The sequence below is a fragment of the Bacillus sp. UNC125MFCrub1.1 genome, assembly GCF_000701305.1.
Taxonomy (GTDB): domain Bacteria; phylum Bacillota; class Bacilli; order Bacillales; family Bacillaceae; genus Bacillus; species Bacillus altitudinis.
Window position 1 is genome coordinate 446,039 of the sequence record NZ_JNIG01000009.1, and the last position, 16,192, is coordinate 462,230.

General features: G+C 40.3%; 13 protein-coding genes and 1 other annotated feature. Of the genes, 9 read left to right on the forward strand and 4 right to left on the reverse strand.

The window, feature by feature from the left end:
* Positions 1-196: 196 nt before the first annotated feature.
* On the reverse strand, positions 197-442 hold the full coding sequence (locus N521_RS02570; RefSeq protein ID WP_008348197.1) for a CsbA family protein: 246 nt from the start codon (positions 440-442) through the stop codon (positions 197-199).
* 285 nt (positions 443-727) lie between these two features.
* On the opposite strand from N521_RS02570, the gene N521_RS02575 reads away from it, so the two are divergent.
* The 8 genes from N521_RS02575 (at position 728) to N521_RS02610 (ending at position 11,936) form a co-directional block, all read left to right on the forward strand.
* Positions 728-3,259: a PEP/pyruvate-binding domain-containing protein gene (locus tag N521_RS02575; protein WP_035389641.1), complete on the forward strand. Its 2,532-nt coding sequence runs from the start codon at positions 728-730 to the stop codon at positions 3,257-3,259.
* Positions 3,260-3,349: 90 nt separating this feature from the next.
* Entirely contained in the window at positions 3,350-3,922 is a 573-nt protein-coding gene (locus N521_RS02580; RefSeq protein ID WP_025208046.1) for a TetR/AcrR family transcriptional regulator, read from the forward strand.
* A gap of 40 nt (positions 3,923-3,962) precedes the next feature.
* On the forward strand, positions 3,963-5,297 hold the full coding sequence (locus N521_RS02585; RefSeq protein ID WP_035389643.1) for an MFS transporter: 1,335 nt from the start codon (positions 3,963-3,965) through the stop codon (positions 5,295-5,297).
* A 268-nt stretch (positions 5,298-5,565) separates the two neighbouring features.
* Positions 5,566-6,549 (forward strand): YncE family protein, encoded by a 984-nt coding sequence (locus tag N521_RS02590; RefSeq protein ID WP_035389645.1) that lies wholly within the window; start codon positions 5,566-5,568, stop codon positions 6,547-6,549.
* Positions 6,546-7,232, forward strand: coding sequence for a response regulator transcription factor (locus tag N521_RS02595; protein WP_024719907.1), 687 nt, complete (start codon positions 6,546-6,548; stop codon positions 7,230-7,232). The genes N521_RS02590 and N521_RS02595 overlap by 4 nt, the downstream gene beginning before the upstream one ends.
* Positions 7,229-8,647 (forward strand): HAMP domain-containing sensor histidine kinase, encoded by a 1,419-nt coding sequence (locus N521_RS02600; RefSeq protein WP_035389647.1) that lies wholly within the window; start codon positions 7,229-7,231, stop codon positions 8,645-8,647. The genes N521_RS02595 and N521_RS02600 overlap by 4 nt, the downstream gene beginning before the upstream one ends.
* 150 nt (positions 8,648-8,797) lie before the next feature.
* Positions 8,798-10,912: an ArnT family glycosyltransferase gene (locus N521_RS02605; RefSeq protein WP_035389648.1), complete on the forward strand. Its 2,115-nt coding sequence runs from the start codon at positions 8,798-8,800 to the stop codon at positions 10,910-10,912.
* Positions 10,913-10,943: 31 nt separating this feature from the next.
* Complete coding sequence (locus N521_RS02610) at positions 10,944-11,936, forward strand: glycosyltransferase family 2 protein (RefSeq protein ID WP_035389650.1); 993 nt, start codon at positions 10,944-10,946, stop codon at positions 11,934-11,936.
* A gap of 48 nt (positions 11,937-11,984) precedes the next feature.
* On the opposite strand, the gene N521_RS02615 is transcribed toward N521_RS02610, so the two are convergent.
* A complete protein-coding gene (locus N521_RS02615) occupies positions 11,985-13,334 on the reverse strand; it encodes an amino acid permease (RefSeq protein ID WP_007500022.1) in 1,350 nt (449 codons plus the stop codon).
* Positions 13,335-13,409: 75 nt separating this feature from the next.
* Positions 13,410-13,634 (reverse strand) — a binding site (T-box leader).
* A gap of 91 nt (positions 13,635-13,725) precedes the next feature.
* Positions 13,726-14,400: an NAD(P)H-dependent oxidoreductase gene (locus tag N521_RS02620; protein WP_008348217.1), complete on the reverse strand. Its 675-nt coding sequence runs from the start codon at positions 14,398-14,400 to the stop codon at positions 13,726-13,728.
* Positions 14,401-14,621: 221 nt separating this feature from the next.
* Between N521_RS02620 and N521_RS02625 the strand changes: the two genes are divergently transcribed.
* Positions 14,622-14,987 (forward strand): winged helix-turn-helix transcriptional regulator, encoded by a 366-nt coding sequence (locus N521_RS02625; RefSeq protein ID WP_017357877.1) that lies wholly within the window; start codon positions 14,622-14,624, stop codon positions 14,985-14,987.
* A gap of 9 nt (positions 14,988-14,996) precedes the next feature.
* Here the strand turns inward: N521_RS02625 and N521_RS02630 are convergent, their stop codons facing one another.
* Positions 14,997-16,184, reverse strand: a complete 1,188-nt coding sequence (locus N521_RS02630; protein ID WP_026050152.1) for a PDZ domain-containing protein — start codon at positions 16,182-16,184, stop codon at positions 14,997-14,999.
* Positions 16,185-16,192 lie beyond the last annotated feature (8 nt).

Sequence of the window (16,192 nt, forward strand, 5' to 3'; positions counted from 1 at the left end):
TTTTTATTTCCAATACAACCATACCCTCTCTGCCGTGGCTCATAACCCTCTAAAGAAACCTTCCTTTCAGTATGGAACATTTTGGAGCGAGATATTCGATCAGCAGAAAAACCACAAAAAAGAAAGCTGCACTCACTAGAATCGTAAGCACAGCTCCTGTATCAAAAACATTTTCTTTTCATCAAGAGGGATCACATCAATGATGTTTTTCAGCCTTCTCTCTTTTTTCGACTTCTTTCTTGGCCATAAACAATGCCCCGGCCACTAAAGAAATAATATCTAATCCTACGATAAAGTAGGTTTCTGTATAGCCTTTCATATACGAAGCAAATAAAAGCGCTGCTGTTAATGCAATGCCAACGTAATGATTATAAGTAACCTTTGAAAATAAAATAACGAGCAAGAAAGGAAAAACAAGTGCAAATATGGCTTTTGTAATCACAAAAACCCTCCCTCTACATGGTCTACTCCCTTGATTATAGTAAAGATTGGCATAATGAACAATTCACAGTTTTCGATTTCAGCTTTTTTTCTTCTCGGGTGAAGACTTTTGATATAGATGAGGAGGAAAATTAGTGAAAACGTCCCCTTTCTAAAGATAGGTCTTTACGTCTTTGACAGTTACATCCAATAAATTCTATGATGAAAATGATAGTGCGCACTATCATTCAAAAAAACAAAAAGAGACAAATGAAACCATTGGCTATTTGGATAAGGGGGCATTCCCATGTATTCAGTATTATTTCATGCGGCTGAAGAATCCGCATCACTCGCAGGGGCAAAAGGCGTGAATTTAATTAAATTAAACAATCACGGACTGCCAGTTCCAGATGGATTTATTATTAAAACGAACAGCTTTGCAAGCTTTCTTTCATATCACAATTTCCATCCAACTGATCAAAACCTTGCCCGAAAAATCACAGAAGCTTCGTTTCCTTCACAAATGGAGACAGAATTACTTTCATCCTTTCAATCATTGTTGAAAACATATCCATCCGTTGCAGTGCGATCCTCTTCTGTTGCGGAAGATCTCGAAGGCGCCTCCTTTGCAGGTCAATACGAGACCTATTTAAATATCAAAACAAATGAAGAATTCTTGCAAGCCGTCAAAGAATGTTGGTCGTCTTACTTCGCAGCAAGAGTCACAGAATATAAGGAAGAAATGATTGAGAACGAGGAAGAGATACCGCTCATGGCTGTTGTTGTACAAGGATTGATCCATTCTGACATCTCTGGTGTCATCTTTAGTGAGAATCCTGTATCAGGAAAAACAAACGAAGTCATGATGACTGCAAGCTATGGACTAGGAGAAGCCATCGTCTCCGGCCTTGTGACGCCAGATACATTTATTGTAAACAAAGAAACGTACTCTATTGAAAAATCACTAGGAACAAAAGAACTGCAAATTGTCCCCTGTCAAGAGGGCGTCATTGAACAACCCGTAGGTGAAGAGATGGCTGGCCAATTTTGTCTTCGAGATGATCAATTGATCCAAATCACGAAAATGACAAAACAAGTAGAAGAACTTTATGGACATGGAGTAGATATCGAATTCGGCATGTCAAATGGTACTTTTTATTTACTTCAAGCAAGACCGATTACTGCTGCTTTTACCAATACAGCAAATGGCTCCTCAGGTGCATCCTTTCAAATGAAACCTGAAGAGCTGCAAGACTTCTGGATTTCAATGGACGATCATATGCCTGGACCCACAAGTCCTCTTTTTTCAAGTTTGATCATACCTGCTTTAAAAAACGGGATGAAGAAAAACGGAGAGAAGTATCAAGTACCAGACCTTAATATTAAAGATATCAAGCTTTATAGAGGCCATTTGTATTCTTCACCGTCTATGCCAGAAGCAGAAGTGGCAGCCGAACCAGTTTTTGACGAGAGCCTATTCGAACTGTTTCCTCGTTTAAGCGAAAGAATGTATCGCATTTTAGAGCAAAACTTGTTCCCATTATACGAAAAACTTGATCGGCAAATCACTCAATCGCTGACAATTGATGAAGCCATTAATGGCTTTCAAGAATTAAAAGAGATTTATCTAAGAGCGTATGACGACCATTTTGACATTGTCATACCTCAAGTCATTCTATCAGCAATCATTGAAGACATGCTTGTCTCATATGATGGCGATCAAACACAAGTCGTCCTGTTGCATGAAATGATGATAGGTGTGATGAACAAGTCTCTTGAAACAGATCAAAAGCTATTTCACTTGGCAAAAGACGTCCTTCAAGATTCGGAACTTCTTCAGGCATTTACAGATCATTCAGCGAATGCTGAACTATTATATGCACTCAATCATACAGAAAAAGGGAAAAACTTCATTTCCAAAGTAGAAGATTTTCTCCAAGTCTATGGTTGGCGGTCTGTTAAAAGCCATGATTTCACAGAGGAAACATGGGTGGAAAATCCTGAATTTGTCTTGGACATCATTAGAAACAACATTCGGTACCAATCTGATTTTGATGAAGAATTTGCACAAGCCGTGATCAAAAGGCAAGAAACGTATGAACAGTTTATCAGTCAAGTGACAGATGAAGCGTTTAAAACAAAATTTGAAGAACTTTATCATTTTGCACTCCATGCAGCCAATATTCGAGATGATCATCACTTTTACATTGATGCCATGTTAGATGCAAAAGCGAGACTCTATCTCTTAAAGATTGGTGAACTTCTTGTTCAAAAAGGAGCGATCCCTCATCAAGAAGACCTTTGGTATCTTTACGATGATGAAGTACTCAATGCGCTCACAACTTCGACCACATACGATTCGATCATTCAGCAAAGAAAAATTGAAATGAAGGAAAATGAATCCATCCAACCACCAGCTTATACAGGAACGCCTTCTGAAGCTGAATTACAGCAAGTAGAAAGAATGCTCGGTTCGCTAAGGGAAAATGAAAACAACACAGACGATTCAATCTATGGAATTGGTGCATCTAGCGGCATTACTTCTGGAAGAGTCAGAGTCATTACATCTGCTGATGAATTTTCACAATTTGAAAAAGATGACATTTTAGTTTGTAAAACAACGACACCTTTATGGACCAGCTTATTTAGAGACGCAAAAGCAGTCATCACCGATTCTGGCGGCATTTTGTCCCATTCCGCTATTATCGCTAGAGAATATATGATACCGGCTGTCCTAGGTACACGGATCGCAACTGAAAAACTAAAATCCGGTGACCTCGTGACAGTAGATGGAGCCAATGGGCGTATCCAGTTATTAAATCAGCATTCACGGGCATAGTCGTCACTGTTTGAATCATATTGGCGGTCACAGATTTTATCGGTATACTTACTTTGTTGCAAACACATTCATAACCTGAGGTGAGTATGCTTGTTAAAATCAACAAATCAACGGATCATTCGCGCAACAATGGAATTATTGTCTGAAAAGGGCTATCAAAAAACAACGACAAAAGAAATTGCGACAAAAGCGAATGTAAGTGAAGCGACAATTTTTCGTAACTTTAAAAACAAACGCGGCGTGATTGCTGCCATTATGAAAATGAAATCAACACCGACCAAAACCCTTGAAGCAGAATTTAAAGACGATTTATACACCGATTTAAAATTTCTCGGTAGCTATTTCCTTGAAGATTTGACTTCAAAAAAAGAATTTATCTATATCAGCATGAGAGAACCCGCTATGTTTAAAGATTTAACAGACCATGAAAAAATTTATCCTCAAGAATTGAGAGACATGCTGATTCATTATTTCAAAAAAATGGGCGCTCAGCATCGTGTATTAGAAGGAAAAGAAGACATCTATGCAGATATATTTATTAGCACGTATTTTGGCTTTTTCATTCAACAGCTAGAGCAAGACATTCAGCTTGTTTTAACAAAAAAAGAAGACTTTATTGAGACATGCACACACATTTTCATGAGAGGAATTTCCCCCACTTAATTGGGTGAAATTCTTCTTTTTTACAAAGGTGGTAAACACATTGAATCTTAAAAAAGAGAACTTGATCATTTATTCTTTGCTGCTTGGAGCTATTTTAGTTCCAGTCAATTCAACCATGATCGCAGTCGCTCTATCATCTATATCAACTTATTACGATCAATCCATATCAAACATTACTTGGGTGGTCACGATTTATCTAATTGTCATGGCAGTCACTCAACCTATTGCGGGTAAGCTGGGAGATATATACGGCCACCGCAGCATGTATTTAGCTGGTGTGATACTCTTTTTGATTGGCTCCATTGGATGTGCTTTCGCACCTAATCTTGCTTTTCTTATTAGCTTCCGATCAATTCAAGCGGCAGGCGGAGCTATATTAACGCCGAACAGCATTGCTTTAATTCGTGCAACAGTATCACATGAAAAGCTTTCTAAAACTATGGGTTTTTTCGGTTTTGGAGCGGGAATTGGTGCCGCACTTGGACCTTTTATCGGCTCTATTCTCATTCAGAGCTTTGACTGGCATTCCATTTTCCTAGTGAATATACCATTTTTGATTCTCACACTTGTGACAGGCGTTTTTATGATTCCGAAGATGAAACATACACGTTTACAAGCCAATGTAGATATCATCGGTTCGTTATACTTAACAATCGGGATCGCCACACTCATTTTGTTTACTAAAAGCCAAGTATTAAACGAATACATGATCTATGGCGTTCTAGCGGTCATTTCCATTCCTTTATTTTTCAAACACGTACGGAAAGTTACAAATCCCATCATTGATTTGACATTATTTAAAAACAGTGCCTTTACGAACGCTAACCTTTCTATCATGCTTAGTAATTTTGTGATGTACGCGATTCTTCTCATTATGCCGCTGTTTATGGAGCAAAAACTCGCGCTTTCTCATACACAAAGCGGGATTTTCCTTTCGATCTTTTCACTCTGTATGTCTATTAGTGGATTACTCGGGGCAAAGCTCCATCCAATAAAAGGTGCCAAAAAAATGATTCGATTTTCATTTCTCTGTCTTACTTTATCCGGTGTTATGCTGATCACACTAAGCAGCTACCCAAATTTACCACTCCTTATCATCACATTAGTCGCTGGGGGGATCTCATCAGGTATTGGCATGACTAGCATGCAGATGGCTTCTTTAACATCTGTTGATCAGAGTTTATCTGGTTCTGCATCTGGGATTTTTTCTACCTTTAGATATTTCGGAAGTATCATTTCATCTACTTTAATTGGTATATTAAGTGGTTTTCAATCTTTATTTATCGTATTAATGGGCGCAGGTATTCTTGGTTTCCTCCTCTCTCATCGTCTAAAAACGAAATCCACTTCTCATTCATCTGAACACTCTGCTTAACGACTCCCTTCGCTCTATTTAGGGCGGGGGAGCTATGATTATTTGTTACTGTAACCAATTATGAATACAATGATCAAACTGTGAAAATGATCTTTTACTCATGAAAAAATGTCATATGAATAAACGAAAAAGAAATTTCAGCTTTCATTTACCTCTACTTCCCCACCTAAAAACTTCTTTTCATTTCTTCCAGCATTCATAACTTCGATTTTTTTTCACAATTTTTGTGTTATGCTTTTTGAAAATAGAGCACCAAAGGAGCAGAAGGATGAAACGAGTGAAATATTTTTTAATATGCTTGTCAGTTCTACTATTTTTCCTAGCAGGCTGCGGAAAAGACCAGCAATTTACGCCCCCTGGCAGCTCTCAATCAATTGCTGTCATTTCTCAACTAAAAAAAGCCTCCTTTTCAATCGTTGATTTACAAAAAAATAAAATTGTCTCTTCCGTTGATTTAAAACATCCTCTCACTGATCTTGTTCACATCAACAAAGACGTGATCATTGCATCAAGTAAGGAAGGACAATCTCTTATAGAAATCAATTTAAAAAAAGGAACAGCAGCGGACTATATGGATGTGAATAAAGGTCTGACTTCACTCGCGTATGATGCGGATACCAACACTTTACTTGTGACCGATTCAGAGAAAAATGTCGTTTATTTTATCGATACAGTGCACAAGAAAATAAAAGCAACTGTGAAGACCGGGACATTACCCTCTTCTATGGCGTTGTCTTCTTCTGGAACGTTGTTTGTTTTAAATGCAAAAAGTCATTCTGTTTCAGTCATTGATATTGAAAAGAAAAAAAAGATACGAACGATTTCCGTCCTAGAACGGCCATCTGGCATTCATTTTGATGGGCATTCCATTTGGGTTGGAGGACATGGTAAACCGGGCACATTAAATAAGAGCATTTTTGCTTACGACCCTAAAACAGGTAAAAAACAGCGAGAAATCAAACTAGGTGTTATGCCAGTCGCATTTTTTTCAGAAAAAAACTCTTCTACTTTATATGTATTATGTCATGGAGACCATACACTATATAAAGTAAATACCGATAAAAACAAACTACTTTCCTCTGTTGAGACCGGTCAAAATCCGAATTATATCACTGCTGATTCCTCATCTATATATGTCAGTAACTTAGATGACAATTCAGTATCCGTCATTGACAAACATACATTTATGTTGAAGAACCGACTGAACATCCCAGCAGGACCTTATGCTATCATGTTGGAGGAAAAGAAATGAAAGAACAGATGAATATTTTAATAGTAGATGATGAATTAGATATGCTTGAGTTAATCGGATCCTTTTTGCAGAGACAAGGCTTTCACGTGATAACTGCAAATAATGGCACGGGCGCCTTACATCAGCTTGAAAAAGAGGCCATTGACCTTGTTGTATTGGATATTATGATGCCAGATATGGATGGATTCGAAGTCTGCCAGCGCATCAGGCAAACCTCCCAAATCCCCATTTTATTTTTAACAGCTAGAAGTTATGAAGAGGATCGCATTAAGGGGCTGGAAATTGGCGCAGACGACTACATCATGAAGCCTTTTAGTCTACGTGAGCTTGCAGCTAGAATTGAAACGACATTAAGACGAATTAGAGGTCTTTCTTTAAAGCGCAGTCGAATCATGATTGGTGACTTGGAGATCGATCAAGACGGCAGACAAGTCTATCTCAAGCAAAAGCCCATCAATTTAACAAGAAGAGAATTTGATTTACTTATGTTTCTTCTGCTCAATCAAGGCCAAGTCTTTTCCCGTGAACAGCTCTATCAAAAATTGTGGGAATCACACTCACCTAGTGGCTCTTTAAGAACAGTCGATACACATATTAAAACACTAAGACTGAAATTAAAGGAAGCGGAACGGTATATTAAGACCGTTTGGGGTGTAGGCTATAAGTTTGAGGAGGACAAATGAAGCCATTATCTATTAAAAGGAAAGTGCTTTTCTTAATCCTTTCCGTTATAGGCATCGTTGCTGCCTCAGCTCTTGCCCTGACTTATTACTTATACCAGCACTTATATATAGATAAACAGATTGACTCTTTAAGTTTACAAGGAAAGAAGCTGGCAGAAATCTATCACAAACACGGGAAAGACACGTATTTTACTGACAGAATGAAGTGGGCAAATGACTCAAGTCAGGCAAGTGTTATTTTTACTGATGATCCTATGGAGCTTTCAAGCGGTATTCCTTTCGATACGAATACAAACGATAACCTCATTACGTTTAAAGAACGCCAAAAGCTTCTTCAGGGGAAAACAGTTGTGTTAATTAGAGAACACCCCCAGTTTCATCAAGATATTCTCGGGATTGCCATCCCTGTGTTCTCAAACAAAAATGATTTATCAGGAACCATTTTCCTCTCTATGCCTTTATCTGATGTGTATGAACCGTTTGTTCAAATTCGATTAACGCTTGGCATCTCTATTTTAATTATCCTGCTTTTGATTTTCTTTATTGGATATAAAAGTTCTAATAAAGTCGTAAGGACGATCAATCAAATGAAAGAAATTGCAATGGAAATGGAATCTGGTGATTTTTCAAAACGCATGGCTGTGACCAAAAAAGGGGATGAGTTAAATCAGCTGAGCCGTTCCTTTAATAAACTGTCCTCTACGTTAGAAAAAGTTGAACAGCATCGCAGAGAGTTCCTTGCTAATGTCTCCCACGAACTGAGAACGCCTTTAAGTTATATGAAAGGCTATGCTGAAGGAATTGAAGAAGGCATTATTGATCAAAAGAAAGGCATGCAGATTATTCAAGACGAATCCACACGATTAAGCCGGCTCGTACATGACCTTCTTGATCTCGCACAGTTAGAGGGGGAATCTTACCCACTAACGATGGAGCCGATCGTCTTTGCGCAGCTTATTCATGATGTTCTTGATCAAATGACATTCATTGCTAGTCAAAAGAAAATCTCGTTCATCCGAGAACTCGAAGAGGATTGTATTATTTATGGTGATAGCGATCGACTTGAGCAAGTCGTTCGTAATTTATTGGACAATGCCATCCATTACACGCCTTCAGGAAAATCGATTTCGATTGAATTATTCGTTCACCAACAAACTGCTGAATTGAGAATTACAGATAAAGGCAGCGGAATTCCAAAAGGAGATCTCCCTCATGTCTCTGAGCGTTTTTATCGAGTGAATAAAGCCCGCACAAGAAAAGATGGCGGCTCTGGTCTTGGACTAGCCATTGTTTATCAAATTATAAAAAAACATCGTGGCACGTTCGTTCTTCAATCTGAACAAGGCCTAGGTACGTCCGCTATTATACAATTACCAAGTGCAGAGACCACTGAAACTCCGCCTGTCTCCTCATAAAATAAGATGACATCTTTTAAACAAAACAGCTCTTTTCTAGAGCTGTTTTTATTCAACAGAAAAATAAAGAATTGGCCTTTTTTTATTAACAATTTATTCATATTTGCTTGTTACACTTTTTTCAAGTTAAGAAAAAGGAGTGACAAGCTTTTGATTAGACGCTTTCAGAAATTTGATCTTTATTTATTTTTCATATTGATTTTATCTGCCATTTTAAACATTTATAACATTTGGAACGACGATACGGTGAACGCTTATTATACAGCGGCGGTCACAAGTATGATGCAAAGCTGGCATAATTTCTTCTTTGCTTCGTTCGATCCCTCAGGTTATGTCACGGTGGATAAACCACCGCTCGCCTTCTGGCTGCAAACGATCAGTGCCAAAATTTTTGGCTTGCATGGCTGGAGTGTGATCTTACCCCAAGCTTTAGCTGGCATTGGATCTGTTTATTTAATCTACCGCCTAGTCAAACCTACATTTGGCCTGGCTGCTGCAAGAGTGTCAGCGCTCATTATGGCGTGTACACCAATCGCAGTTGCTGTATCTCGTACAAATAACATTGACAGCTTACTCGTCTTTATTCTTTTACTCGCAACAGCCATGATGTTCAAGGCTGTGAAACAGCAAAAAGTGCTTTGGGCGATTGCTTCTTTTGCAATGATCGGTGTCGGTTTTAATACAAAAATGCTACAAGCGTATATGATTGTACCGGCTCTTGTCCTGTTTTACATCATTGCCTATCGAACGACATGGAAGAAAAAGTTGTTATCGCTGATGATTTCGATGATTGTTCTTTTAGGTGTATCTGCTTCATGGTCTATAGCGGTTGATCTCACTTCCAAAGACAATCGTCCTTATATGGGATCAAGCCAATCGAACTCAGCACTAGAATTAGCCTTTGGTTACAATGGTCTGCAGCGGTTGACTGGTCAACAGTCTGGCGGAGGAGGCGGCACAAATCAGGGTGAGGGACAGCCACCTTCACAGCAGGGTGATCAGCAAAATGACAATAATTCATCCACCATGCCTCAGCCGCCATCAAATGGAACTCAAAACAACTCAGATAATTCAAACCAATCATCCAGTCAGGAACAGCCTTCAATGCAAGGACCACCAAGCAATGCAAACGGCACAACACCACCTGATATGCCTTCAGGCGGTAATGGTGATGGACCGCCAAATGGCGGGGGCGGAAAAATGGGAAATGGTTCTGGCATGTTTGGAACAGGAACAAAAGGGCCATTACGTCTGTTCCAATCTGAACTGTCCGATCAAATCAGCTGGCTGCTTCCATTTGCGCTCTTTGGTGCGATTGGTATCTTCTTCTCGACAGCCTTTGAAAGAAGACGTCTCAATACAAAACAAAAAGAAACACTATTTTGGTTAGCTTGGCTTATACCTGTTGCTGCATTCTTCAGTGTAGCTGGATTTTTCCATCACTATTATTTAATCATGCTGGCACCGCCAATTGCTGTATTAGCAGGAGCCGGATGGGTTTCTATGACTCAATTGTTTCAAACGGGAACTGGCTTTAAAAAATGGCTACTGCCAATTGCGATATTCGTCACAACCGCATTTGAAATCTTTATCCTATCCACTTTTACAAGCACGATCGGTCTTGGACTAAGCATTGCAGTCGGTATCATTGGTGTTGGAAGCACCCTTTCTCTACTCTTGGTAAAAGGGAAAGAAAAACTAAAACAATTCATGTCTCTCATTGCCATCCTTGGGATGCTGATCGCACCACTATACTGGGCAAGCACACCTCTTCTTTACGGAGGAAACAGTATGCTGCCAGAGGCTGGTCCTCAGCTTGCAACTTCAAGTGGCAGCATGAGTTCACAAGTCAATGAAAAGCTGATCAGCTATCTTGAGAAAAACAATACGGGAGAAGAATTCCTATTCGGGACAACAGATGCAACCACTGCTTCGCCTTACATTATTAAAACAGGAAAAGCTGTTATGGCATTAGGTGGATTTAGTGGATCTGATAACATTCTCACGCTTAATGAATTCAAACAGCTCGTTAAAGACGGCAAAATCAAATACTTCTATCTTTCTGGTATGAGAGGCGGCAGCTCTGACATTCTTACTTGGATTCAAAAAAATGGCAAAGAAGTAACTGCTTCTAAATGGCAGAATAGCTCTACATCTAAAACGAACCAGCAAACAGGCAGCCAACAATCCGAACAAAATGATCAGTCAAATGGACGAATGGGCGGAATGGAGAGCGGTACTCTTTATGAACTATCCGTTGATTAATTCATCTATTAAAAGGGAGGAACGATGACTGATGGAAAAGAACATACAATACTCTGTTGTAGTCCCAGTGTATAATGAAGAACTTGTGATCCATGAATCGTATCAGCGCCTCAAGACCGTCATGGATTCGACGGGAGAAGCATATGAGCTTCTCTTCGTCAATGACGGCAGTATGGATCGAACAGCTGAACTGATTAAAGGGTACTGCCAGACTGATCCGCATGTGAGACTTATTGATTTTTCTCGTAACTTTGGGCATCAAATTGCCATTACAGCGGGAATGGATTATGCAAAGGGAGAAGCTGTCGTAGTGATTGATGCGGATTTACAAGATCCACCTGAATTGATTTTAGACATGATTGAAAAATGGAAGGAAGGCTATGAGGTCGTATACGCGGTCCGCACGCAACGAAAAGGCGAAACAGCTTTCAAAAAGTACACGGCTTCCCTTTTCTACCGAGTGCTACGTCAAATCACCGAAGTAGATATTCCTATTGACACCGGCGACTTTAGATTGATGGATCGTAAAGTGTGTCATGAAATGAGAAAAATACGCGAGAAAAACCCATTTGTCCGCGGATTAGTGAGCTGGGTTGGCTTCAAACAGATTGCGGTAGAATATGTTCGGGATGAGCGGTTGGCAGGAGAAACAAAGTACCCTCTCAAAAAGATGCTCAAGCTCTCGATGGATGGGATCACATCTTTTTCTTACAAACCTTTAAAGCTGGCCAGCCTGGCAGGCATTGTCCTTTCAGCTATTGGCTTCATTTCGATGTTTCTTGTCTTATATTTAAAGCTTTTTACTAACAGCACCATCACCGGCTGGAGTTCATTAATTGTCATTCAGCTATTCTTTAGCGGGATCATCCTCTTTATGTTAGGCATGATCGGAGAGTATATCGGCCGAATCTACGATGAAGCCAAGGACCGGCCGCTTTATATCGTCAGGGAGAGCTATGGCCTTCAGGCAAAGCCACATCCCGTTCAATCCCCTGTCCATTTCAAGCAATATAAACAGCATTAAAAAAAGCGTGCGAGACCCTTCAGAAGGTCCTGCACGCTTTTTAATAAATTAGACGGCTGTTTCAAACCGTTTTCTGTTAATAAAGAAAGAAAGTGTAATGATTAAATAAATGCCCATTGTGACCAGCGTTTGAACAATTGGTGTATTGAATACAACGCCGACAAAAATGGCCATGATCGCAATAACGGAAAACCACGTTGTGAAAGGATACAGCTTCACGCGATATCCGCCTGGCTGTGCGATGCTTCGAGATTTCAAATGACCGACGGCAATGATAAACCAGATGAATAGAACTGTGTAACTTAAAGAGCCCATCAAGTAATTAAACGTTTGACTTCCTACAAAAAGAGAAATCAATACAGCTGCATACAAAGTAGATGTACATACAAGGATGGCTCGAACAGGCACCTGCTGTTTTGACAGCTTGGAGAATCCTTTCCATACACGGCCATCCATTGCCTGTGTATAAAGCACCCGTGATGAAGCATACAAGCCAGAGTTCATAGAAGACAAAATCGCTAGTAAGATAATACCATTCATGATGTCACTGGCATACGGTACTCCGATCGTTGCAAACACTGTCACAAATGGACTTACTTGCTCATTGTTTACTTGATTCCAAGGGATTAAGCTGACAATGATAAAGAACGGCAGTACATAAAAACCGATGATGCGTACAAACGTACTTTGAATGGCCTTTGGTATGACTTTTTCAGGGTTTTTTGTTTCTGCTAAAGTGACCCCAATCATCTCCGTCCCACCATATGAATACACGACAACCAGCATTGCTGCAATTAATCCGCCAGTACCATTTGGGAAAAATCCACCGTGATCCGTTAAGTTAGACAATCCAGGTGCTGCATGCTGTCCGAATGAGACAAATAGCATGGTGAATCCAATGATAATAAATAAGATGATGACAGCAATTTTAATAGAAGCTAACCAATACTCTGTCTCAGCAAACATTTTGACTGAGCAAACATTAATGATTGTGACTACAAGTGAAATGATTAACACAAGCATCCAGATTGGCACTTGTGGGAACCAGTACTGAATAAAAATGGCCGACACAATCGCTTCTGCTGCAATGTTCAGCACCCACATCTTCCAATAGATCCAGTCTAAGAAATAGGCCGGATATTTTCCTAACACAGGTTCAATCAAGTCACGGAATGTTCTTGCTCCAGGTCGTGCAACGGTCATTTCGGCAAGTCCTTGCATAATAAATAATAAAATAAGACCACCAATCATGTATGCCAAAATGACAGCAGGACCCGCAATATCAATGGCAGAACTGCTTCCTTTAAACAGACCAGCACCGATGGCACCGCCAAGCGCAAGCATCATAATATGCCTTGATGTCATTGTTCGTTTTAACTGCACATGTTCCTTTTCCATTTTCTATAGCTCCTTTAAATTTGAATCTTCAGACAAATATGAGATAAAAGCATATAAAAAGGCCAGCCATCTCCTGGAAGAGACGACTGACCTTGCAACCGCGTTACCACTCTTATTGATTCAGCCATGGCTGAATCCAACTTAAAACCCGATAACGGAGGTCACACGTAAAGACTTACTATTCATTCAGTCTTACCGCTCTTTGAGCGAGTTCAATGATTCGTTTTACTGCGTTGCACCGACCCGCAGCTCTCTTAAAAAACGGATGTTCATTTACTATTCTCAAGTCAAAGCGTTTATAGTCAAATTTGTATATTCGTCAAAGATTTTATTTTTTAAATATACTGACTAACCACGCAATTGTCAACAGCCTTTTTCAGACAAACAGCGATTAACGAATCCAAACAGCTACTTCATCCATCGGGCGACGTGTTTTGCCGCGTTTTGGCTCAGTGACACGATAACCAAAGGCTGCCATGACAGAGATGTCGTATTGACCATCCTCCAGTAACCCTTCTTCTTCTAAGATACGATGGATGTGATCGTAGCTAAATCCTTCAACTGGGCATGAATCAATGCCGATCTGTGCCGCAGCTGTCATCATGTTACCTAAGGCAATATACGTTTGTTTTGAAGCCCAATCAAATAATGTACGGTCATTTTCTAGCAGATGAAGATCGTTCTCTTGGAATTCTCTGTAGCGCCCCTTGACCATTTCAAACGTTTCGTCTGTCATTCCTTTGATTTGCTTGTTGATGTATTCTGCATATGCTGAATCATAGCGGGCATCTGTTCTTGCCAAGATGATCACAAAATGGCTGGCAGTTGGAAGCTGCTTTTGCGCCCCCCATGTATACTCTTTTAATTTTTCTCTGAATGCTTCATTTTGAACAACGAGGAACTTCCAAGGCTCAAACCCTACAGAGCTTGGAGAAAGTCTTCCTGTTTCTAAAATAAATGCAAAATCATCCTCTGGAATCTTTTTCGCTGGGTCAAACTCTTTTGTCGCATGACGGAATTCATACGCCTCAATGATTTCTTTTTTTAACTGCTCTTTGTCTCGCATTTTATTCATCCTTTCTAATGAACAGGTGTGTTCTCACAATCCAATTTCTTTCCATTCCCTCATAGAAATTGTTATGATAGGAAAACAAACAACCCGAATGTGTGATGTCCTATCTCTATGGTAAAAGAAAAGCTTCCATTGATTCAAGTACGCACATTTTTGTTCGTTAGGTACAAACATGTTCGTTTATGACCATTTTCGTTTAAGAAAGGAATGTTGAGATGAGTGCACCATCCAATCCAGTCAGTATTGTGAATCATGGCTGTCCCGTGTCTATCACTACAAATGTCATCGGAGGGAAATGGAAAGGCGTCATCCTTTATCATTTGACTTGCGGTCCAAAGCGTTACAACGAAATACGCCGGCTTCTGCCAAGAATTTCGCAGCGTGTCCTGACGTTGCAATTACGAGAACTTGAACAAGACGGGATTGTTCACCGTGAAGTCTATGAGGAAGTTCCTCCTCGTGTCGAGTATTCACTGACTTCTCTTGGAAATACGTTAAAGCCCATTATCTTTGCCATGCGTGAATGGGGCGAATCCTATGGGAGAGAAACGCGCCCAAAAGAAAAAAGCTGCCATCTCTAGCAGCTTTTTTTAAGATGAAATCGCCGTTGGCTCTTGCTGTGGATCGTCCTTCACAAACAAGATACCAAGCTGGTGATGCTCCCCTTCGTAAGAGGCGCGTTTCTCAAACCTTGTCTGACCATTGAGACCAATGATCTCAAGCTTTGTCAGAGCACGATTGGTTTGTAGTGCTTCATAAAATTCTGAAACGGTTTTGATCTCGATTCCATTGACCTTTGTAATCATTTCTCCGATCTCAAGCTTTAAATCAGCCGCAGGGGTATTCGGAATGATACCAAGCACCATAAGCCCTTGATTCCGCTTAGAGAAAAAGAATGGTGCAGCGTTGTCATTCGCCCTCTGCTTCCATGATAAAAAGGCTCTTCCTGCAATCGCTAGAACAACAGCTCCCCACGCAATCGGCTCAAACCAAATACTTGCCGCACCTACTGCAGCAACAGCTAGACCGAGCATCATAATTCGGCGTGACGTAATTTGAATACTCACAATTGGCAGCGATCCTTGAATACGCTGGCCAAAGCCGATGATGTACGGGATCACAATAAATGAAAAGCTTTGATCGTGCACTTGAAGCACAGGCCACCATGGCAGAGAAGAAGTCCATTCACCTGCCGGCATCAGCAAAACAAGTGGTAGAAGCCACAGACGGTTTGCTCGCTGCTGGCCGATCAAAAGTCCTCTCGCACTCATCACCATTGCAGGCGATGTACGTAAATGCGCCGTTCGATAGGCTAACATGCCTTCAGTCATTAACAGTAGCCCTAACAGGATCACAACGGCTGATGCATTCATCATTGAAAGCTGCGGCAGCCAGGAATGGCTCACTTGAACAGACATCAATCCAAATGCCGCAATAAAACTGAAACCGAGTGTGTATGCAGACGAAAGCGCACTCGCCTTAAAGAATAGAGAGAAAACGATGGTCATCGCTGCAATCAGCACGATGAATCCAGGCGGAAGGGAAATCCCTAAGCCTACAGATATGATCGATAGACAAATTCCTGGAACCCATCCCTTTGAATATGTAAATTTCAGTTCATCGTAAACATCTTCTATTCTTGTTTGAAACGCTTTTCTCTCCCGCTTTACGCGGATGTAGCCATATAATAGGCTGATTAATACCATAAAATAAAAAAGAGGATGGATTAAAAACAGACCGACCGCTTTTAATCCGGCTCCCATCCACTCCGAGCTCATTATCGTTC